The 20476-nt window shown below is 62.6% G+C and carries 21 protein-coding genes; 12 read left to right on the forward strand and 9 right to left on the reverse strand.

The genetic code is table 11. The features are described 5' to 3' along the window. Positions 1-17 precede the first annotated feature (17 nt). From ACODR5_RS08140 to ACODR5_RS08150, 3 genes are all read right to left on the reverse strand, one after another. A complete protein-coding gene (locus tag ACODR5_RS08140) occupies positions 18-530 on the reverse strand; it encodes a DUF3846 domain-containing protein (RefSeq protein ID WP_488983286.1) in 513 nt (170 codons plus the stop codon). Then, on the reverse strand, positions 527-1063 hold the full coding sequence (locus ACODR5_RS08145; protein WP_488983287.1) for a DUF3846 domain-containing protein: 537 nt from the start codon (positions 1061-1063) through the stop codon (positions 527-529). The genes ACODR5_RS08140 and ACODR5_RS08145 overlap by 4 nt, the downstream gene beginning before the upstream one ends. Positions 1064-1215: 152 nt before the next feature. Then, complete coding sequence (locus tag ACODR5_RS08150; protein WP_488983288.1) at positions 1216-1539, reverse strand: hypothetical protein; 324 nt, start codon at positions 1537-1539, stop codon at positions 1216-1218. A gap of 237 nt (positions 1540-1776) precedes the next feature. Between ACODR5_RS08150 and ACODR5_RS08155 the strand changes: the two genes are divergently transcribed. Beyond that, positions 1777-2799, forward strand: coding sequence for a type IV pilin protein (locus ACODR5_RS08155; RefSeq protein WP_488983289.1), 1023 nt, complete (start codon positions 1777-1779; stop codon positions 2797-2799). A gap of 66 nt (positions 2800-2865) precedes the next feature. Here ACODR5_RS08155 and ACODR5_RS08160 read toward each other — a convergent pair whose 3' ends face one another. The 3 genes from ACODR5_RS08160 to ACODR5_RS08170 all read right to left on the reverse strand — a co-directional run bounded on the left by ACODR5_RS08160 (position 2866) and on the right by ACODR5_RS08170 (position 4268). After that, positions 2866-3069, reverse strand: coding sequence for a hypothetical protein (locus tag ACODR5_RS08160; RefSeq protein ID WP_488983290.1), 204 nt, complete (start codon positions 3067-3069; stop codon positions 2866-2868). A gap of 97 nt (positions 3070-3166) precedes the next feature. Next, entirely contained in the window at positions 3167-3862 is a 696-nt protein-coding gene (locus ACODR5_RS08165) for a TIGR02391 family protein (protein ID WP_488983291.1), read from the reverse strand. Positions 3863-3935: 73 nt separating this feature from the next. Then, positions 3936-4268, reverse strand: a complete 333-nt coding sequence (locus ACODR5_RS08170; protein WP_488983292.1) for a DUF3024 domain-containing protein — start codon at positions 4266-4268, stop codon at positions 3936-3938. Between the two features lie 42 nt (positions 4269-4310). Here ACODR5_RS08170 and ACODR5_RS08175 point away from each other — a divergent pair, with 42 nt between their 5' ends. The 4 genes from ACODR5_RS08175 to ACODR5_RS08190 all read left to right on the forward strand — a co-directional run bounded on the left by ACODR5_RS08175 (position 4311) and on the right by ACODR5_RS08190 (position 6787). Further along, a complete protein-coding gene (locus ACODR5_RS08175) occupies positions 4311-4892 on the forward strand; it encodes a hypothetical protein (protein WP_488983293.1) in 582 nt (193 codons plus the stop codon). A 7-nt stretch (positions 4893-4899) separates the two neighbouring features. Further along, positions 4900-5703: a helix-turn-helix domain-containing protein gene (locus tag ACODR5_RS08180; RefSeq protein ID WP_488983294.1), complete on the forward strand. Its 804-nt coding sequence runs from the start codon at positions 4900-4902 to the stop codon at positions 5701-5703. Between the two features lie 116 nt (positions 5704-5819). Then, the gene (locus ACODR5_RS08185; RefSeq protein WP_488983295.1) at positions 5820-6251 is read left to right on the forward strand and encodes a hypothetical protein; all 432 of its coding nucleotides are present in this window, start codon (positions 5820-5822) and stop codon (positions 6249-6251) included. Further along, entirely contained in the window at positions 6251-6787 is a 537-nt protein-coding gene (locus ACODR5_RS08190; RefSeq protein ID WP_488983296.1) for a hypothetical protein, read from the forward strand. Before ACODR5_RS08185 ends, ACODR5_RS08190 begins: the two co-directional genes overlap by 1 nt. Positions 6788-6898: 111 nt before the next feature. On the opposite strand, the gene ACODR5_RS08195 is transcribed toward ACODR5_RS08190, so the two are convergent. Both ACODR5_RS08195 and ACODR5_RS08200 read right to left on the reverse strand, forming a co-directional pair. Next, positions 6899-7579, reverse strand: coding sequence for a hypothetical protein (locus tag ACODR5_RS08195; protein WP_488983297.1), 681 nt, complete (start codon positions 7577-7579; stop codon positions 6899-6901). Further along, the gene (locus tag ACODR5_RS08200; protein WP_488983298.1) at positions 7576-8997 is read right to left on the reverse strand and encodes a glycosyltransferase family 2 protein; all 1422 of its coding nucleotides are present in this window, start codon (positions 8995-8997) and stop codon (positions 7576-7578) included. The genes ACODR5_RS08195 and ACODR5_RS08200 overlap by 4 nt, the downstream gene beginning before the upstream one ends. Before the next feature lie 427 nt (positions 8998-9424). On the opposite strand from ACODR5_RS08200, the gene ACODR5_RS08205 reads away from it, so the two are divergent. From ACODR5_RS08205 to ACODR5_RS08235, 7 genes are all read left to right on the forward strand, one after another. Beyond that, the gene (locus ACODR5_RS08205) at positions 9425-11350 is read left to right on the forward strand and encodes a site-specific DNA-methyltransferase (RefSeq protein WP_488983299.1); all 1926 of its coding nucleotides are present in this window, start codon (positions 9425-9427) and stop codon (positions 11348-11350) included. Continuing rightward, on the forward strand, positions 11347-14271 hold the full coding sequence (locus tag ACODR5_RS08210; protein WP_488983300.1) for a DEAD/DEAH box helicase: 2925 nt from the start codon (positions 11347-11349) through the stop codon (positions 14269-14271). Before ACODR5_RS08205 ends, ACODR5_RS08210 begins: the two co-directional genes overlap by 4 nt. Then, positions 14268-16151, forward strand: coding sequence for a KAP family P-loop NTPase fold protein (locus ACODR5_RS08215; RefSeq protein ID WP_260062828.1), 1884 nt, complete (start codon positions 14268-14270; stop codon positions 16149-16151). Before ACODR5_RS08210 ends, ACODR5_RS08215 begins: the two co-directional genes overlap by 4 nt. Before the next feature lie 322 nt (positions 16152-16473). Then, on the forward strand, positions 16474-16983 hold the full coding sequence (locus ACODR5_RS08220; RefSeq protein WP_260062829.1) for a hypothetical protein: 510 nt from the start codon (positions 16474-16476) through the stop codon (positions 16981-16983). Continuing rightward, positions 16980-18278, forward strand: a complete 1299-nt coding sequence (locus tag ACODR5_RS08225; RefSeq protein ID WP_260062830.1) for an adenine nucleotide alpha hydrolase family protein — start codon at positions 16980-16982, stop codon at positions 18276-18278. The genes ACODR5_RS08220 and ACODR5_RS08225 overlap by 4 nt, the downstream gene beginning before the upstream one ends. Continuing rightward, entirely contained in the window at positions 18278-19069 is a 792-nt protein-coding gene (locus tag ACODR5_RS08230; protein WP_488983301.1) for a TatD family hydrolase, read from the forward strand. Before ACODR5_RS08225 ends, ACODR5_RS08230 begins: the two co-directional genes overlap by 1 nt. Further along, a complete protein-coding gene (locus ACODR5_RS08235; protein WP_260062832.1) occupies positions 19062-19895 on the forward strand; it encodes an abortive infection family protein in 834 nt (277 codons plus the stop codon). Before ACODR5_RS08230 ends, ACODR5_RS08235 begins: the two co-directional genes overlap by 8 nt. On the opposite strand, the gene ACODR5_RS08240 is transcribed toward ACODR5_RS08235, so the two are convergent. Next, positions 19870-20316, reverse strand: a complete 447-nt coding sequence (locus ACODR5_RS08240) for a helix-turn-helix domain-containing protein (RefSeq protein WP_488983302.1) — start codon at positions 20314-20316, stop codon at positions 19870-19872. The genes ACODR5_RS08235 and ACODR5_RS08240 overlap by 26 nt on opposite strands. Between the last annotated feature and the right edge of the window lie 160 nt (positions 20317-20476).

Consider the following 20476-nt stretch of genomic DNA (forward strand, 5'->3'; position numbering starts at 1 on the left):
CGGAAGAGCGCAGTCATCTATAACGACTGCACGGTCAGGAACGCGTGCGCTTCCCAGGTTGGCAGTACACGCATGTCCTCGGCACCAGGCCAGCACTCCATGAGCACGAGCCCGGTTGTGACGGCGTCGAGGTAGTTCTCGACTCCGTCGCTGTGAAGCTCCCAGGGGCGGCCTGCGACCTTCAGGAGCACCGCATAGTCGCCCGGCTCGGATAGCGCGCGTCGTAGCGAACTGGGTACGCCCCTCGTCTGCCCTGAGCCGTCGTCTCCGACCAGCACGGCGTCGCCGTAGAGCTTCACTGTGTCGATCAGATCCGGCCTGTCCGACCACATGAGCCGCGAGGCTCGGATGTTGAGCGGCAGACCCTTGGCGATGCCGCCCAGGTCGACGTGGACGGTGACGCCCAGGCGCTCCAGCCAGACGTCGTCCGTCCAGTCACCGATCATGGCGCGGTAGTCGTCTGCTCCGGCGAACGTCAGCTCCTGGATCGGAGCGGCGGCATCGGCTGGGATGAGGAGTCCGGTGGTCACGGCTCCACTTCCCGCTTCGCCTCGATCGCGTCGCGTGCTTCGCTCGGGAGCTCGTCCCACGCGATGATCAGTGTGCTCTCCACGTCGTCCCGCCGCTGCTCGATGATCGATGCCCAGATGACCGCCTCGAAGTAGTCGTCGTAGGTGCGCTCGAGAGCGAACATCGAGCCATCATCGAGCTGCAAGACGACGGCGTACCGAGCGTGCTGCATGAGCATCCGGTAGGCCGCCTCGGGAACGTCGGTGGAGTTGCCGTCCTTGTCGGGCATGCCGACGATGACGGCGTTGCCGACCAGCATCGCCTGCTGGCGTGCTGCGGGGACGTAGTGCCACCACAGGAACGTCGCCCTGCTGTTGAAGTGGAGGTGCCTGAGTAGCCCTTCCTCATTGACGTAGATCGTGACGCCGAGGTCTGGGACGTCGACAGCTTCGATCCAGCCGTCCACCGCTTGTTGGTAGTCCTCGAGCTTGTTGAGCTCGCGCACTTCGAGCGGGGAGCTCGCGTCGGACGGGATGTAGATCCCTCTGACCATGACTGCTTCTCCTTACTGCAAGCGGCCGGCGAACCTGGATGGTTCCCCTTGGATGCCGCAGCGCAGCAACGAGACGCGTGGATGGGGTGAGGTGGCCGGCCCGGGAGAGAACTCGATCGTTCTCAATCCCGGGCACGGCCACCATGTGTGATTCAGGCGTCCTGCGACGCCCGCTTGGTAGGCCTGGGCGCGGCCTTGGTGCTCGGTTTGCTGCCGAGGACAGCGGCGATGGCGTTGCGCTTGGTCTCTGCCTCGCGCTCGATCTCCGCCCTCACCTGCTCGGCGCGCCTCAGCACAGCCGGATCGGACTTTGACTTCTCGACCCAATGCTCCAAGGCGATCCGAGTCTCCTCGGTGACGCTGCGCTCGTTCAACTGGGCGAGGACTTCGAGCTGCGCTCGAGTGTCCTCGCTGGTGCGAACGGTCAGCACCTTGTAGGCGGCACCGCCATACCCAGGCGGGATGTTCTCGCTCATGATGCGAGACCTCCTTCTTCGTGTGCGGCCCGCGATCCAGGATGGATCACGTGGGAGGCCGCAGGAGAAGAACGAGATGAAGTCCGTACCGTCCACCGAAGCGAACGCGCTGAACTCTGCGCCTACTTATACGTGACGGTGTTGAGGCGTGCAATAGTCCTGTCGGTTCGTTGTGAATATTACGGAGCTGCGTTTATTGACTCGATTGCCACCTCGCGTCATAGTCATAAGCAGTTTATGACAAACGCAAAAACTGAAACGAAGGACCGAAGGCAACTCGCTACCGCGCGCCACAGTGTCGGGGCGGCAAGCGAGGTGAAGCCTCAAGCATTTGGGAGGGTTGCTGGCCCGGCTCTGCGACGCGGCTTCACTATTGTCGAGCTTCTGATTGTCATTGTCGTGATCGCGATTCTGGCCGCGATCTCGATCGCCGCCTACAACGGTATCCAAGACCGCGCGCGAACCTCCGCGGCAATGTCGGCAGCGAAACAGGTGTCCGATGCGGTGGCGCTCTACGCCGTGGAACACGGCGACAGCTACCCCAGCTCCCTCGCCGACGTTGACATTGAAGATACTGATTCCACGACGTATCAGTACCGCGCCCTGAGCTCATCGACTCCAGCGACCTGGTGCGCCACCGTTACCGTCGGCAACAAGAGCGCCTATGTATCGAACACGCAGACGACACCCACTGAGGGCGCCTGTGCCGGGCACGGCAGTGGCGGCGTGGCGGCGGTGACGAACTTAGTCCTAAGTCCCAAAAATAGAGGTTCGAGCGATCACTGGTTCAGATCGCTAGGAAATGGCTCCGTCGCTTCTGGCGTATCATGGGGTGGGCGTGATGATTGGAGCCGAGTTACCTTTGGTAACCAGAATCCAATCATGCGACTATATGTGAATAACTCAGACCTGCAAAACGGCGAGACATATACGGCATCATTACTTGTTGCGAATCACGGGGATGAGGCGATTTCGCTCCAGGTGGACTTCTCAGACCAAGGTGATCGATATTTTACGCTGGCGCCAAATGAGTCGAGACGGGTTCATGCGACTGGAAGTCGCTCGTCGTATGACAATATATATAGATTCATAGACATTTCACCGACGGGCGCGTCTGCTAGTGCGCAGAGAAGCGTGCTGATAGCGGACGTGATGCTGACACATGGAGAGGTCTTGCATCCCTACGCCGATGGCGATAGCCCGAACTGGGTCTGGAACGGCACGCCACATGCCTCGACCTCGACCGGGCCGCCGCTATAAGCCCGACTCATATACAGAAGCGCCCACGCCTGGTCAATCAGGCGTGGGCGCTTTGTCGTAGGAGCCCTACGCGATGTGCACCCCATCAGGGCGGATCGACAGGAACTCCATCGGGCGCTGCGTGATCTGACGTACGGGCTGCCAGTAGTTGTTGAGCCAGATCGGCGTCTCGTCATCGACGTCGCTCAGGAACTCCAGCAGATCAGCCTTCGTGAAGAACTGGTACCCCTCCGGCAGCTTGTTCTTCAGCGGCCAGGTGTTCTCAGCCATGCGTACTTCCTCCCGGTACAACTCCCGCCCGGTGGGCGGGGTTGGTGCGGAACGGAAGTCGTGACGGCAAGCGTAGCGAGTGGCACTGACCGAGCGATCAAGAGCGTGACGACATTGCGGTGTCGAGTCGGCGGTGGAGCAAGCTCGCCAGGCCGAGGTACTCAAGTGCGTGCCGGGGGTCATCGTCCTTGGCGAGCTCGTGCGCCTTCGGATTGCGTACGGCGAGCATGGAGCCGCGGAACAATGACAAGAAGCCCTCCTGCTCGTCGACGCCGCTCCGCCCCGGCGCGGTAGCGACCGACAGCCTCGGCTCCTTGCCGCCGAATGCCTCGCCCATGAGGGCCGCGCCGGACTTATCGATGCCGGTGAGCTGGCGTACACGGACCTCGATGGACTTGAAAGCTTCGTAGACGGCGCTCGAGTAATGCCCGTCTGCGAACAGGTCGCTCGCAGCACTGATCACCTCAGGATGCAGATGCTCGATCGACAGACGACGCACCGGAGCTGTTCGTGCAGCCGGCGCCTTTCCCCATTTCACCTGGGTGTGATGCAGCTGCTTCGAGCCGTAGTCGTTGACGTGCACTTCGGCAGCGAGCCGACGGTCGATGCCGCCGCGCGGGTCGGGGATCTCGACGACGTCACCCTCGTAGATGGGCGTGGTGACGTCGAAGAACCCGCTCTCAGCCTGGATCATGGCCTCGACTTGGGTGCGGGCTTCGTCTTCGGTGCCCTCGTGCCGGATGACCACGACCTTCTTCGTGCCGTGACGCCGGGCGATGCTTGGCAGTGCCATGCGTGTACTCCTGTCAGCTCGGGTGCCTCTACCGGCAACGGTAGTCAGCACCCCCGACACATCAGAGGAGGCTTCACCCCCAGAAGATCGGATCCTGATGGCTGCCGATGTAGTCGAGCAGAGCCTGGATGTTCTTTGTCGGGCGCCTCTTCGTGTATTCGTGGAACTTCATGTGACGATCGCGCCAGTAGATGCTCCACTGGCCGGTCTTGATGGTGTAGCGCAGGCGCGCGACCGGGAACCGTGTCCAGTCGCCCTGTCCGTCCCAGGGTGGTCGCGTCTCGATGATCGTGACGTGCCGATCGGCAATCTCGGCTTCCACCCGCACCTGATCCCACAGGTGCTCGGGCACGCGTTCACGGCACCAGCGGCCGATGCGCAGCAGGTCCGTCTCGGGCATAGCCATACGTCCATTCTGCTGTCCGAGCTCCTCGGTAGCCTCGAAGCTGTGGCGGATACGAAGCAGACCAAGACCATCGGGGAGCATCACGTTGCGGCGGAGCTGGCCCGACGTGGCTGGGCTCCGGCGCTGACTCGTGACGGCCTGGAGCGCACGGACATCCTCGCCGTGCTTGCCGACCCGGATAACCGCCGGATGGTCGAGATCCAAGTGAAGACGGCACGAGGCTCATCCTGGCGGTCGATCAGCTGGCCGCTCGGATCGAAGTCGCAGGGGCCGAGCCAGCACCAGCGGGAGTACTACGTCATGGTGGCCGTGCCGCACGACCTCACCCTGCCGCCACGCAACTTCGTCGTTCCTCGCTCGCACGTCGCTGCCGCCGCGTGGATCGAGCACATGAACTGGCTCACCGAGCCCGGGATCGAGCCGGGCAAGCGAAACGCGCCAGTCGAGCGGTCACGTGTGCTGCTCTCCACGTTCGAGCGCTACGAGGATCGCTGGGATCTGTTGCTGGTCGACGAGTCGGAGGCGCCGGTACTGCTCCCGGAGCGCTACCGGGGCTTCGCGCAGGAGGAGCGTGTCGGGTTGCCTCCGGGGCATGCCTGGCGGGCGGTGCTGCCGGAGTGGTGATGCGGTCGTGAGTCGCGATTCCGAGCGCCCTGCTCGCAGCACGATCAAGCTCAACCCAGCGCAGGTCGCCGTGCTCGAGTGGATTCAGAGCGGCTGCCCTGACGGGGTGTACCCGAACGGCTCGTACACGCACCGGATCACGGCGCGAGCGCTTGCTAGCCGGGAGCTGGTGCGCATCAGCGGGCATGGCGCGTCGTGGCGGGCAGAGCCGACGGAGCGAGGCCGGGTGTGGCCGGAGCCGACCGAAGAGGATGAAGCTCCAGCGTCACCTGCTCCAGCACCGCAGCAACCTGGTGCCGCTGTCGTCGACGACGAGCATGTCGAAGCGACAGTGCGGGCGATGCGTCGTGTTCAGCGCACGGGGTCTGGAAAGTCATCGAAGAAGCCGCGCACCCGGCAGGTGCAGAAGCAGGAGACGTACATGAGGTACAAGGTCGTGGTGACACGCGTGCAGGTCGCCGAGCGGTGGGTGCGGGCGACTGACGAAGAGGACGCGGCGAAGAAGGTGCAGGAAGAGTTCAACCGTCCGTACGGCTACTTCGGCTCCTGGAAAGACGTGGCATCGGAAGTCGAAGTGGTCGAAGCTGAGCAGACGACGGTGATCCGACCGAACCTGCTCTCAGAGTCCGGGCCGATGCTGCTGTCGCTCAAGGACGCGGGCAAGGCGCTGGGGATTCCCTACTCGGCTGTCTACGAGTTGACGAACCGTGGGGACATTGAGCACACGAAGATCGGCAGCCGGAAGTACATCTCACGCGAGTCTCTGATGGCGTTCATCAAGGAGAACACGCATCGGGGGTACTCCGGCTGAGGCCGCCGGATGGGGCTCCTAGGGGCGTTTTGGGGCCGCTACTGCCGGACTGGGCTTGGCCCGGGGGAGGACGGTATGTTCCTCGTCCCTACCCTCCCGGAAAGGAGCCCTCCGTTATGCCGAAACGCCTCCACTACCTCCGCCTTGCCGACTATGGCAAGAGCTCTATTGCGGCGAGTACCGCCATCTTCGATAACGACCCGAGTATCTCCACTCGGGTCGTTTCTGTTGGTGGGCACACCTCGTCGTGCACCTTCATCTCGGACTTCTGCATCGACCTGTCGCATCCGATCCGAGTCATCGGGTCGACGTCGCATGCCCGGTCGCTGCACGCCGAGTTCACCGTGTTTGAGGGACAGACTCGGGTCGCCTGCTGGTACAAGCCAGTCGTGAAGCGACTGTTCTGGATGGGTTACCCGCTGGAGCTGCACTCCTGGCTCACGCCAGAGCTGGAGGAGCGGGTCGAGCTGAGTGGGCGCTTCGACCCGGGCACGCTGCCGAAGACGGTGGTGCTGGAACCGAACTGCATCGCGATGTCTGCCTGCTGATGAACGCCGAGCCATACCCGTCCTGGGACGAGAAGCTGAACCGGGCGCTGCAGTCGTGGCGGGACAGTGCAGCCCATCAGGCTCGCCGTCCGATGTTCGCGGACGACCGTACGTGTGAAGACTGCCGCCGCGATCCGTACGTCATCATCGCCCGACTGGAGGACGACTCCACGGCGCATCGGTGGCCACACTGGATGCAGCACACACTCCGGGAACACCTGATCGACGTGCGCGGTGAGCTGTCCGAAGCACTCGCTTTCCGTCCCTACGCCGGAGCGACGATCGCGGCCTACTTTGACGGCGCCGGACTCCGACCGCGTCATACGTGGGATCAGACGACGCAACAGGCTGTGCAGATCGTGACCGACCAGGCAGTGCTCGTCGACCTGTGGCTGAGGTACCGGATGGCGACGCTGGCACCGTGGCCGAAGCGGGTGCGACAGGCTGCTGGCCGCGAAGCATCCAGATATGCCACGTTGCATCGTGCAACAGGGAGACCGGGGTTAGTTGGAAGGCGAAGACGAGGTGATCGTTGAGACCGGGTGTGGCAATAGCGGCTCCGTCCTGACGTTCCCAGCTGAAGCAATGACGCGTTGGCTCCAATCCGCCGAATACTCCCGGAATGCAGTCTCTATCGCGTGCGCGGACTACTTCTTCGTTACTTCTGCGAGTTTCTGGTTGCTGACTATGTAGACGTTGCGGCTCCAGTGCCAGTCGGCGATGAGGGCTGAGCCGTCGAACCATTCGCGGTCGCCTTCTGCGAGGTAGACGCCTGCGGCGTTGTCAGGGATGGCGTCGGCGTCGTCGACGCTAGCGATGAGGGCGAACTTGGTGCCGTTGGAGTAGTAGAGGTAGTGCTTCGCGCCGTACATGGTGTCGCAGTCCTCAGTGCTGGTCGCCTCGTTGTCCTGCCCTGCTTTGGTGATCTTGGCAACGCCTGCCGGGTCGCGTGGGATGGCGTCGATGACGGCTTCGCGTTCGAGGTCGGCGAGGAAGCCGAGGTCGGCGTCGCTGTCGAAGCTGCCGCCCGCGCAGGTACCGGTGCTGATCGGATACCCGCCGTGCTGTTCTTTGTAGGTCTTGAGTGCTGCGGCGAGGCGGTCGAGGTCGGCAACACGCTTGGCGTCGCCGCGAGGCAGATCCTTCTCCTCTTCCTGCTTTTCGGCGGTCTGGGAGGTGGAGTCGTTCTTCGTGGTCGTGGTCTGGCCGGTGAGGCTTGGCAGGGTGAGGCGGATGAGGCCGTAGGTGATGCCGACGGTGACGGCGATGATCAGGACGGTGAAGATGACCCGGCTGCGGGTTTCTCGTTGCTGGTGGTAACTGCTCATGCTGCTTTTTCTCCTGCTGCTACTTCGGCGGCAGCGACGCGCTTAGGTTGCTGTTTCGGCTCCACGGCGAGCTTCGGGGTCGGCTTCCACGCCACCTCACGGATACCGGCGAGCCATTTCAGGACGGCCACGAGCGGTCCAGCGGTATCGATGACACCGGCGAACGGCGTGACGAGGAGCACCAGGATGTGGTCGCGGAGCTTCTGCAGGCGGCTCATGCCGGTGTAGCGGAGGTTGTAGAACAGGCCGAGCTGCGTGCCCGCCATCCACAAGATGAGCCCGATCGAGGTGATGATGCCGTAGACCGTCAGCTCAGGGGCGACAACCGTGATGCTGCCCTCCCGGACAGCCTCGGCGGCGAGGATGAACAGGATGACGACGTTGGAGCCGAGCGCAAGTAGTGAGACCGGGAAGCCGAGTGCGTAGGTCAGCACACGCAGGCGAATGATCACGTTGATGTGCCAGCGATCCTTCCGCGACAGTCGCATCCAATCCGGCTGCTGGCGGATGTGCGCGAGGGCCTGCATGGCACCGAACACCCAGCGTTCACGCTGCTTGTAGGCAGCCTTCAACGTGAACGGCGGCTGCTCGATCATCTCGGTGTGATGCCAACCGAACACGTCCTTCCCGAACTTGAGATAGGCGGCGAGACCGAAGACGAGGTCTTCGGCGATCAGGGCGGAGCCATCGAGGTTGCCGATGTCCCAGCCGATCTGGTTCTCCAGATCCTGACGGACAACGAGATTCGAGCCATGCAGATGCATCGGCGGCGGGCTCGTCATCACGGAATAGCACTCGTGGCAGCCGAAGGGACGGTTGGACTCCATCGCCTTGTTCAGCAGCGTCGTCTCGTTCCAGTCCAGACCATAGGAGATCATGCCCTCCGAGATCCCGACCGGATGACGACTCAGGCGATGCACCAGACGCGCGAGGTTGTCGGGCGTGAAGACGGACTCCTCGTCGTAGTGCACGACGTAGGAATCGGTCGGGTTCGCGCGGTGCTGCTGGACCATGTACTCCAGCGCTCGAGCCTTGAGACGGGTGTCCTTCGGCGTGCGGTAGTCCGTCGGCAGGAGGTACGGCGTCACCGGAATGACCGCATTGCGGTAGCGGGTCTGGAGAGCGGCCACTTCGTCGGCGTCCTCGGTGATGATCTCGACCCAGACGACCTTCTGCAGCACCGGATAGCGGGCCACGCCCGCCAGGACGTTGTCGATGCCACGCTGGACGACAGAGAGCGCACCACCCTTGGTCGTGATCTGGATCAAGAAGCGATGCGTGTTCCCTTTCCGCTTCGCATGAGCAAGCGACGCAGTGAGCTTCCGGTTGGTGACCTTCTCACGAGAGACATGCTTGTGAGCACTGGCCTTGACCACCATCCACCAGAAGTAAAGATAGGTCAGGATCAGGAGCACCATCGCTCCGAAGAGGAACCAACCGACTGGTGAGAGATCTGGAACCAGACGCACTACGCGGCGACTCCGAAGTCACCCCCTCGAACAGCGAGAGTGCAGAAAGAGTTGGAGATGGTGTGATGGAAAGCCAGACGCATTACTGTGTCGGAATATAACATGAATCGATTGCTGAGACAATACTGAAATGACTTCTCACCAGGCAATTCTTGGACAGGTAGCGGTATTCCTATTCCAGCAAATTGAGGATTATGAGAGAATGGGAAGTAGATCGCAGCGTCCCGGTCGAGCCGTCCGGCTCCCGCCTGCGACAGCTCGACCCGCCCGAGCGGCGCGGCACCCTAGCAGTGTCGGAGGCCGCCGGTAGCGTGGGACACGGCACTATGAGCACAACTTAAGACGCGCCCTCGGCGCAAAGGAGACCACACACAGCATGAGCAAGTCCTTACTGGAGCAGCTACCCGGCATCGTCGCCGCGGGTAAGCGTCAAGCGGCACAGATCCTGGAGCAACTGGAGGGGCGAAACCGCGTCAGCCTGCAGACACGTGAGCTCGTGATCCCATCGAAGGATCGCGGTGGCTTCACCTTCTCGGGTAACGACGGCGCCGACGCGACCGAGACGCCCAACCGTCTGATCTACGGCGACAACCTGCTGGCGATGGCCGCGCTGCTCGCAGGCGACGAGGACACGCCAAGCCTGCGCGGCGGGATCGATCTGATCTACATCGACCCGCCCTTCGATTCCAAGGCTGACTACCGGACGAAGATCAAGCTCCCCGGCACGACGATTGATCAGAAGCCGACGGTTCTCGAGCAGTTTGCCTACTCGGACACATGGGCGGACGGAACGGCGTCTTATCTTGCGATGATCACCCCACGGCTCGTGTTGATGAAGGAGCTACTCTCCGAGCACGGGTCGATCTGGGTCCACTTGGACTGGCATGTCGGCCATTACGTCAAGCTCGTGCTTGACGAGATTTTCGGAAAGGAGAATTTCCGGAACGAAATAACTTGGCATTACAGCGGCTGGAATAAGCGCTTGCGCACGTCATTTGAACGCCGTCACGATGTAATCTTCTACTACAGTAAGTCGGATCAGCCATACTTCGCGTCGTTCTTCGAGAAGTGGGCATCGAAAGAAGAGTACGTCAAAAAGCGTAAGCAAAAGGTCTTGCGGGATGAGGCAGGCCGCGAATATGTGCTGTCGGATGCTGGTGGCGGGCAACGAATCAAACGCTATCTGGACGAGGTCATGGCTGAGGGAGTCGTTGTCGACGACGTTTGGCATCTCGACAAACTGAACAACTCCGCGGGAGAGTCCGTCGGATATGCGACGCAGAAACCAGCCTCATTGCTGTCAAGGATCGTGCAGGCGGGTTCCCCAGAGGGCGGGCTGGTCGCTGACTTCTTCGTTGGTTCGGGGACCACCGCAGCCGTTGCCGAGCAGCTTGGGCGCCGCTGGGTTGCTACTGATCTGGGTAAACCCGCCGCGATGGTTACCCGCAAGCGCCTCATAGATCAGGACGCGAAGCCCTTCCTCTATCAGGCTATCGGTGACTACCAGGTCGAACAGGCTCGTTCGACTCTTGGGCGCTCGTTCCGCGTCGGCGATCTTGCGAAGGTCGTGCTCGACCTCTTCGGTGCGCTTCCCCTGCCGCCCGAAGAGAACGTGAATGGCAGCCTTGGCAGGTTGCCCGGCACACGCACGCTTGTCTATGCGGACAGTCCATCGCGCCTGACCACGATCTCGACGTTGAAGCGCGCACAGGGGTACCGCGAAGTCAAGATGGGTGGCTTCGACAAAGTCGTGGTGCTCGGCTGGAACTTCTCTGCTGGCATCGGCCAGGACATTAACGATCTCAACGATCCGAACCTCGAAGTGCTGGTCATCCCGCCGGATCTGCTCGATCGCTTGAAGAAGAAGGGGACGGACAAGCTGGCCTCGGAAGTTCGCTTCTCCAGCCTGCAGTACCTCCAGGCGGAGATCGCCGCGCGCACCGCGGATGGTGAGCGGGAGTCTCTGGCTGTAAACCTCCAGAACTACGTACTGCTATCACCAGATGCGATCAATCTCGATCAGGCAAACCGGGCGAAACTCCAGGAAGTCATGAACACGGAACCACTCGCGCTCATCGAGTACTGGGCGGTCGATCCCGACTACGACGGTGAGGTGTTCCGCTCGGTCTGGCAGGACTATCGAGGCAACACGGATAACGACGGCGATGCGCTGCGGGTTGTCACGACAGCAGTACTCGACCTGCCTCGCATCGATGGCCCGCGCACGGTCTGTGTCCGTGCTGTTGACGTGTTCGGCTTCGAGTCGGAGGTTGTTATCTCGGACGTGGAGGTACAGTCGTGAGCGGTTTTGCAGACTTCCCGCTTGCCAAAGGGCTTTCTGCGGTCGTTGACCCGCTGATCCCCGGGATCGTAGACGGCAGTGGTTCGAAGCTGCTCGACCAGGTCACTCCGGTGACGGCCGAGCTGCTGCGTTTCTGGTTCCAGCAGGACTACTGCGAACTGCGGGAGCTGAATTTCCACGCTGGACAGCGCGCCGCGATCCTCCACATCATCTACGCGCACGAAGTCCTCGGCACGACCCGTCTGCGTGATCTCTACGAGACAGTCGCTCCAGAAGCGATGCTTGAGGGCGGCGTGCTTGGCGAGGTGACGCGTGACCGCCATGATCACCCGAAGTACGCGGCGAAGATGGCGACGGGCACTGGTAAGACGTGGGTGCTGAACGCCCTGCTGGTCTGGCAGTATCTGAACAAGCTCGCGAACCCGCAGGATCCGCGTTTCTCCAGCAACTTCCTGCTCGTTGCACCGGGTCTCATCGTGTACGACCGGCTCCTGGACTCGTTCCAGGGCAAGGAGCAGGATGGCGAGCGAGACTTCGCCACGAGCGACATATACCGCCAGCAGGATCTGTTCATCCCGGACACCTACCGCACGCAGGTTTTCACGTTCCTTCAGTCCTCCGTCGTGACCAAGACCGAGATCGGTCGCAAGGTCACCGGATCGGGCCTGATCGCGATCACAAACTGGCATCTGCTCGCAGGCAAGGAGGACCCTGACTTTCTCGACGATGACGAGGTCGAAGCGCCTGGCGCCGAGATCGACCCGAAGGCCGCGATCGAGAGTTTCTTCCCGCTCACTCCTGGCACGAGCGCCGGGAATGCTCTCGATGTGCTGGACCGACGGTTCCTTCGGGGCGGCCCGCTCCAAGCGTTGAAAGACCTGCCCGATCTGGTTGTGTTCAATGACGAGGCACACCACATCCATGAGGTGCGCAAGTCTGATGAGGTCACCGACGTCGAGTGGCAGAAGAGCCTGAGTGAGATCGCTTCGACAAAGGGACGCCGTTTTATCCAGATCGACTTTTCCGCGACCCCCTACAACGAGGTTGGCTCGGGGCGCTCGAAGGGCAAGGCCTACTTCCCGCACATCGTTGTTGACTTCGACCTCAAGTCCGCCATGCGTTCCGGACTCGTCAAGTCGCTTGCGCTCGATAAGCGCAAGGAGATCGCGGCGCTACCACTGGACTTCAAGGCAGAGCGAGACGAGCAGAAGCGCGTCACCGGCCTGTCGAACGGTCAGCGTGTCATGCTCCAGGCTGGCCTGAAGAAGCTCCAGATCCTCGAAGAGCAGTTTGCCGACGCCGATCCGGACAAGCATCCGAAGCTGCTGGTGGTCTGCGAGGACACCAACGTCACACCGCATGTCGTTGAGTACCTCCAGAGCACCGGGCTCTCTGAGGACGACATCCTGCGTGTCGACTCCGGACGCAAGGCTGAGCTTGGCCCGAAGGACTGGGAGCCGATCCGCGAGAAGCTGTTCGACGTCGACCGACACAAGCAACCCAAGGTCATCGTCTCGGTGCTCATGCTCCGTGAAGGATTCGATGTCAGCAATATCGCAGTCATCGTGCCGCTGCGCTCGTCACAGGCGTCCATCCTGCTGGAGCAGACGATCGGACGCGGTCTGCGCCTGATGTGGCGCGGCGACCCCTCGATCGACGAGCTTAAGGCTGAGACTCGGGAGCGCATCAGTAAGGGGCTGGAGCCGACCAACTACTTCGACGTGCTGTTCATCGTCGAGCACCCGGCGTTCAGCGACTTCTACGATGAACTGCTCAGCGGCGGACTCATGGTCGAAACCGGTGACGATGCCGACAACACCGGTGCCACCGGCGACCTGGAGCACGTTGACCTGCGACCTGGATACCAGGCGTACGACTTCGAGATCCCCGTCATCTTGCGCGATGCCGACGAGGAACTACGCCAGCCGAGCATCAATCCGCTCGAGCTATCTGCGTCGCCGTATCCGCTCGACCTGATCATCAAGACCGTTGGCAAGGGCGACCGGTTCGTCTCACACGACGCCGAGACGGGTACACAGTACGGCGACTACCGCGTCGATGGCGGCGTTCTGACTGCCACTGGCTACAACGACTACCTCTCGCGCATGACAACGCGCATCACCGAGGCGCTCGGCAGGACGATGACGAAGAGCCAGAGCAAGTACAACGAGAACGCAAAGTTCCCGATTCTCCAGGCGTACCGCCCTCTGCTCACCGGCTGGCTCGACAGTTACATCCGACATCGCCTATTCGGTCAGGAGTTTGACCCGCTGGCCGAAGAGAACTGGCGCGTGCTGCTGCTTGACGACGTCGCGCACAGCATCGCCGGAACGTTCGCCACCAAGCTCGTCGAACTCCAGGACAGCCAGGTTGTGGCCTCCGCCGAGGTACAGCAACGTTCATTGTCCGAGGTCACCACGATCCCGGTTCGAGGCAGCACCGCCGAAGAAGTCAACAAGTGCATCTACCCGAAACTGCCGATCCCATCCCAAGGCGGCGGGCTTGAGCGACGCTTCATCCGCTGGGCCGACAAGGACTCGGGCATCGAAGCCCTGGCCAAGGTGCACGAGTACCGGCACGATTTCCTGCGTCGGCCTTACCTGAAAGCGGATGGCATGCCCGCGCAGTACTCACCAGACTTCCTCATCCGCACACCGTTCACCATCTACGTCGTTGAGACCAAGGCGCAGTCGGCGCTCAGTGACGAGAACGTGCAGCGCAAGCAGAAGGCTGCGCTGGCATGGTGCGAGCAGATCAACGAGCTACCGGAGGAACAGCGCGACGGCCGGGATTGGGCATACGTGCTGCTCGGCGAGACGATCGTGAATGAGTGGCATAAGAAGAACGCCACGGTGACCGATCTTCTCGAGTATGCGAGGTTGCGGCGGACGACGACGGCACGACAGGAGCGACTGTTATGACGTCTTCCTACCCGCTCTGGTCGGATGAGCCCGCGACCCAGGATCTGTTGGCCTTTCGTGCCGTGGCGGAGACAGCCGCGGACGCGATCTTCGACGATGGACTCGACCCCGTCGCAATCGGTCTGTCTGGTGCTTGGGGCAGCGGCAAGACCAGTGTGCTGGAGTTGATCAAGTCCGAGATCACGGAACGCTCCAAAGATAGCGATCGCAAGGTGCTCGTCATCCCGACGCAGCCGTGGCTTTATGACCCGGCGGTTGGCCCGAAGGAGAGCCTCATCGCTGAGGTGCTGGGCGCGCTCAGCAAGGAGTTCAACGAGACGGATCCGGTCGGCAAGGCTGGCCTCGAGGCCTTCAAGAAGCTCGTCCGCAAGGTGAACTGGTCGAAGGCCGTCAAAATGGCGGCGCGGACTGCCATCACCATGCAGTTGCCCAACATCGACGACGTTTTTGGTCTCGTCAGCGACGAGCCCGAAAGCCTCGAAAGCGAGAAGGGTATGGCCGCCTTCCGCGAAGACTTTGGGAAGCTCCTGGCCGATCCCGCGCTGGCGCACCTGTCGCGTGTGGTGGTACTCGTTGACGATCTCGACCGTTGTTTACCAGACACCGTGGTCGAAACGCTTGAGGCTATACGCCTGTTCCTCTCAGCCGAGGGTATGTCCTTTGTTATCGCGGCCGATGAGGATCGCGTGGCAGAAGCGATCCAGCAGAAACTCAAGACCGCAGCGCCGAAGGATGAGGACGAGGATCCTGCCAAGCTCTACCTGCACAAGATCGTCCAGACAACCATCCCGCTTCCCGCGCTGAGCCGGTTCGACACCGAGGCGTATCTGTTCCTCCTGCTGGCGAAGGCCGAGACGGGCGACGATGAGGCTGAGTATGCGGCTTTTGTCTCCAGGTGCGATGAGCTGCGCATCGATGGTGGCAGTCTGGATGACCTTGAGGTCGAGGAGGGCAGTGCGCTTGCGGAACATCTCGTCACGGCAACGCGCCTGACTCCGATCCTCTACGAGAAGTTCCACGGCAATCCGCGCCGCATCAAACGGTTCCTGAACGACCTGAACGTGCGCCAGGCGGTTGCTCGGCGTCGCGGGTTCGAGCTGGAGCCGGACGAGGTCGCCAAGCTCATGGTGCTGGAACGCATCCTCACCGAGGATTTCGAGACCGTGCTCGGCTGGCTCGCGTCAAACCAGCTGCGCGACAAGCTCGATGCACTTGACGTCGCCGCCAACGGCCGAGTTGAGGAGACCGAAGAGACCACGCCCGAGCCGTCCGAGGACGAAGCTCCGAAGACTGCGCCGGTCAAGAAGAAATCTGCTGCAGCTCAGCCGGAGCAGGAGCCTGCCCGTGACGACGACTTCAGCGACACGCTTCGACGCTGGGCGAAGCTCCCGCCCGTGCTCGATGCCTCGGCCATTTCGGGGTACCTCTACCTGGCGGCGTCGTTCGCCAAGATCGAGGTCATCGACACCGGGCTGCCCGAGCGTCTTCGTGACCTTGCAGTTGCGCTGACCTCGAGCCTCAAACTTGACCGTGCGGGCGTCACCGACGAAACACTGAAACTGCTGCCGGAGAGCGACGCGCAGATCCTGGTCGGCCATCTTGGACGCCGTACCCGTGACCAACCGGGACTGCAGAAGTTCACCGTCGAGAGCCTGCTCCGCCTCGCAGCGCAGCAGCCCACCACCCAGCCGAACGTGGTGGCGGCGCTCAAGGGGCTTCCTGCGGTGAACGTCGAACCGGCAACGATCATCAAGTTGCGACCCCTGGACCAGACGGTCTACCGCCCCGTACTCGATACCTGGAAGGCCGGCTCGGATGACCAACAGCTCCAGGCATCGGTGGGCATTGTCGAGAAGGCGTGGAGCGGCAATGGGAACTAGCGGCTCATTTGGCGGCAGCGGCGGCAAAGACGCGGGCGACCTTCGAGACAACATCGCGGCATGGCTTGACGCCGTTGGCGCGCCCGGTGGCGCGGACGAAACCGACGTCAGTAGTGCAGACGGAGCAGACAAGCCCGCTGATCCGTCGCGTCCAGGAACTCCCGGACAAGCGCCGAGGATTGACCTCGGGCCAGCACTCCGCGTGCTGCTCAACTCGCGCGGGCGTGGCGGGAGGAGCGACGGACCCGGCGGAGGTGGCGGTGGTGCCCGAGGCGGGGGCGGTGGCCGTTCGTCAGGCGGCGCGACCCGCTCTGTCGGACGGGTGTCTCGCGCGGCCGGACGTGCCGGACGACTTGCTCTCGCCTACTCGTCGGGCAACCGGGAGGCGCTGCGTGAGGCGGGCCTCAACTACGACGATCTGCAGGCGCTCGGTGATCCCGTCGCTATCGGACTCAAGATCATTGAGACTGCGTTCGACTCCCAGGCCGACAGTACGGTCGCGGATGCTGAGGAACGCGACATCGTCGCAAGCGTGGTCGAGTGGATCCTGGAGCAGCCAGCGGACCAGCCGCCGACACCAGAAGACGTTGTCAGAAAGTCCATCGAGACGACGATTGCGGAGACTGCTCTGACCGAGGTGTCCTCGACGGTCTACGCGAAGGACGCCAGCTTTGAGAAGCGCCGCAGCCTCGAGCGTCAGATTCGCGACGTGGCAGCGGAATATGCGGCCCAGGCGACGCTGAATCCACGCGGCGCGACCGAACAACAGATGGCGCAGGCCATTGAGAACGGCATCCGCGACATTGGGCAGATCTTCGGAGTCAGGTCATGAGTCGGCTGCTGCTCACGCTCTCCGAGACGACCGCCGATGAGGCGCAGCAGAATGGCCGCTTTGACGAGGTGTTCCTCTGGACCCGCAACGGCCGCACAACCTTCACCGGCGGTATTGATCCGCATCTTGCGGGGCTCGGCGTGGTGAACCCGCGCAACGTCGACCTCGTGCGGATCGCCCTGAGCGTCCTCGCCGCGGATCGCTCGGTGCTTCGCGAGGGCGGCGGCTCCAGCTGGAACGCACGCGATTTCGACCTCACCGTGGAGGTGGACGCTCCTGCCGTATGGGCGTCACACGCCGAGCAGTTGTCGCGCATGGTCGGCTTCCTGTCGGGCGACCATTGGACGTTCAGCTTTACGCAGGCACCCGAAGCCGAAGAGACGGGTCTTCCGATCGAGGAGCAGCACCACGACCGAGCGGTGCTACTGAGCGGTGGCGCAGACTCGGCCGCAGGTGCCCTGCTCTCCGCCGTCGAGCTTGGCGCTGGCCACTCACAGGCCCTGGTGTCGCACTACAGCTCAACCGCGATCTCTCCTGTGCAGCAGGGAATCGTCAGCGCCATCGCAGATCTGGTGCCCGGCATTGGTCAGGTGCACCGCCAGTTCCATCTTCATCGTGGATCGAAGCGTCTGGATGGCTCATCGTTCCGAAGCGAGACCTCGACTCGTTCGCGCTCACTGCTTTTCCTCGCGCTTGGGCTCGCCGTCGCTGAGCGCGCTGGATCGACGCTCTGGATCGCCGAGAACGGCTTCGCCTCGCTCAACCCGCCGCTCGGCCCTGACCGGCGCGGCAGCCTCTCGACGCACACGACTCATCCGCGCTTCCTGCGCGAACTCTCTGCACTGATGCAGAGCGTCGGCGGACACGGTCTTATCGAGAATCCCTTTGAGGCCCTCACCAAGGGCGAGATGTTCCGCCGTGTGGCGGACGCCGTTGGCGTTGACGCCGCATCGCAGTACCTCAGCAGCACCAACTCCTGCTCGCACACCGACGCGCGCTACAGCGGTGCCCCTGTTGGCTCGTCCTGCGGTGTGTGCTTCGGTTGTCTTGTCCGTCGCGCGGCATTCATTGCCTCCGGAGTCCCCGACACCACCACCTACCTCGTTGACGATCCAAGCGGCAGGTACGACGCGTTCGTTCGCCAGAAGTCGATCGTGGAGCCGCTCCGAGACTTCGTCGATCGGGGTATCCGGGCACGCGACGTGATGGCAATGTCGCTACCGGAAGGCTATGCGGCGCAGGACGCGCTTGCTCTGTTGCGGCGTGGCGTCGAGGAGCTGCGAGGGCTCTTCTGATGACCCCACAGCTTCCCCCGCTCGATCTGCACGCACACATCAATCCGAAGACCCGCCCAGTCGACCTCGAGCGGCTCGGAGCGGTCGTGTTCGCCGCGACCCGTTCCCTGGATGAATACGAGTCTGTGAGAACACGTCGCGACCAGGTCACCGTCTGGGGTGTTGGCTGCCATCCAGGCGTCGCGCAGGCGCAGCACGACTTTGACGCCGAGAGGTTCGGCTCGCTGCTTGCGTCGACTGCATTCGTGAGCGAGATCGGTCTAGACAGGCGCTCAAAGGTACCTCTTGAGGAGCAGGAACGGGTGCTTGACTCCATCCTCGGCCACCTGCAGGCTGCACCTCGCATCGCTTCTATTCACAGTTCTGGCGCACCGGGGCGCGTACTTGACGCACTGGAGCGCAGACAGATCAGGGGTGCTGTGCTCCATTGGTGGCGCGGTGACGATAGCCAGACCCGGCGAGCAGTCCAACTTGGTTGTTGGTTCTCAATCAACGCAGCAGGCGTGAAGTACCCGCACCACGTCTCCCTGATTCCAATCGAACGAATCCTGACAGAGACCGACCACCCGTCGGGCGACCGAGCCTCCTCTGCGCCAAGGCAGCCAGGATCCGTTGCTGACGTCGAGGAAGCCCTGGCGCGGATCTACGGAACCACCGTGGGATCCATCCGGCAGCAGATCTGGGCAAACTTCGCGCGGCTGGTCGACGAGAGCTCGACCGGCACACTGCTTACTGCGCCCGTTCAACGAATGGTCGCTGCAGCAGAGCCCCAGGAGCGTGGCCATGACTGATCTCATCACCGGCAGGGTGCGCGGTGTCTTTCGCGACGCCGTCTCGCAGCGCATGGTGCTCCGGGAGATCGATCGCATATGGCAAGCCGAAGGCTTCGCTCCGGGGACAACTACATTTCTTGGCGGCCAGCGCGTCACACTCTGGGCCGAGTACGAGGCATCCGTTGACTGGGCAAGCCTTGAACACATCCGTCGTGTCCTCCGCGTCTACGAGAGTTTCCTCATCGAGTTTGGAGGTGACGACATCACTCCGTTCACTCGCGTGCTCGAACTCGATGGCTTCTCGGTCGACCCGAGTCGCAAGATCACGATGGTCGGCGGTGCGCTCTCGAGCCTCTCGGGCTTGGACGGGCTACGTGATGCCTCAGGAATCCGCGACGCTTTCCGCCGTATCGAACTGCTGCTCGACTCCGACCCGGCCGGCGTGGTCGGCGCGGTCAAGGAGCTGATTGAGGCAACGGCCAAGACCGTCCTCGAACATCTCGGAGAGACTGTCGCCAAGGATGCCGATTTGCCCTCGCTCCTCAGCCGGACGCAGGACGTGCTTGGGTTGTCAGCCTCAGGTGTGAGCGGCACCGTTGATAGCTCAGGTGCGATCAAGAAGGTGCTCGGTGGGCTCAAGGGGGTTGCCATCGGGATCACCGAGCTGCGCAACGCCGAAGGAAGTGGACACGGTCGTACGCGCGCCTCGAATCTAGCCGCCAGACACGCGCGTCTCGCCGTGAACGCCGGGCGCACCTGGTGCGAGATCGTCCTCGATACATACAGTGATCCGACCGCGCCGTGGCGACGTCGTGCTGCTACGGAGTCCGCAGCGCCCGCCTGATCGTGGACTCGCTCACTCCGTACATCTCCATCAGCTCGCGTCGGGTTGTCCCGCTGGCGAACAAGCGTCGAGCCTCGGCCTTCTGCTCTTCGCTGAGGGCTGCGCACTTCGCCTTAGCAGTGAGGTCGAACCCTGCGCGGCGGAGCGTGTCGCGGACGGTGTTGCGGCGCACGTTGTACAGCTCGGCAAGCTCGTACGTGGACGCTCCGGCTTTGTAGTACTCGATCAGGAGCTTGACGACAGACCTGTGGAGGGCGTTTCGCTGGGGGAGCGGGCGGTCGTCCGGCTTCCGCGTCGAGTTACGGGCGGCGACCAGGAGGTCGGCCAGTTCCGCAGTTCTCCGCCCTTGTTGGCAGTAGTTTCGTAGCACCCCGACGTAAAAGCCCAGGTGAGAGTAGGTTTCTCGCCTGGGCTTCATCATGTCCGGGGGTCGTTCTCTGTGGTCCCCCTCTGGTCCCCCGGCGCTCTCGCCGGTGGTCGCCTGTGGACGAACTGATCGCCCAGAACCCGCGTCCTGTGGATAAGGCCTGGATCGTGTCAGATTAGTGCCCCACGCCCGGCCGGAGTGCGGCGATGATGTC

This window comes from Microbacterium sp. FG3, assembly GCF_057809335.1.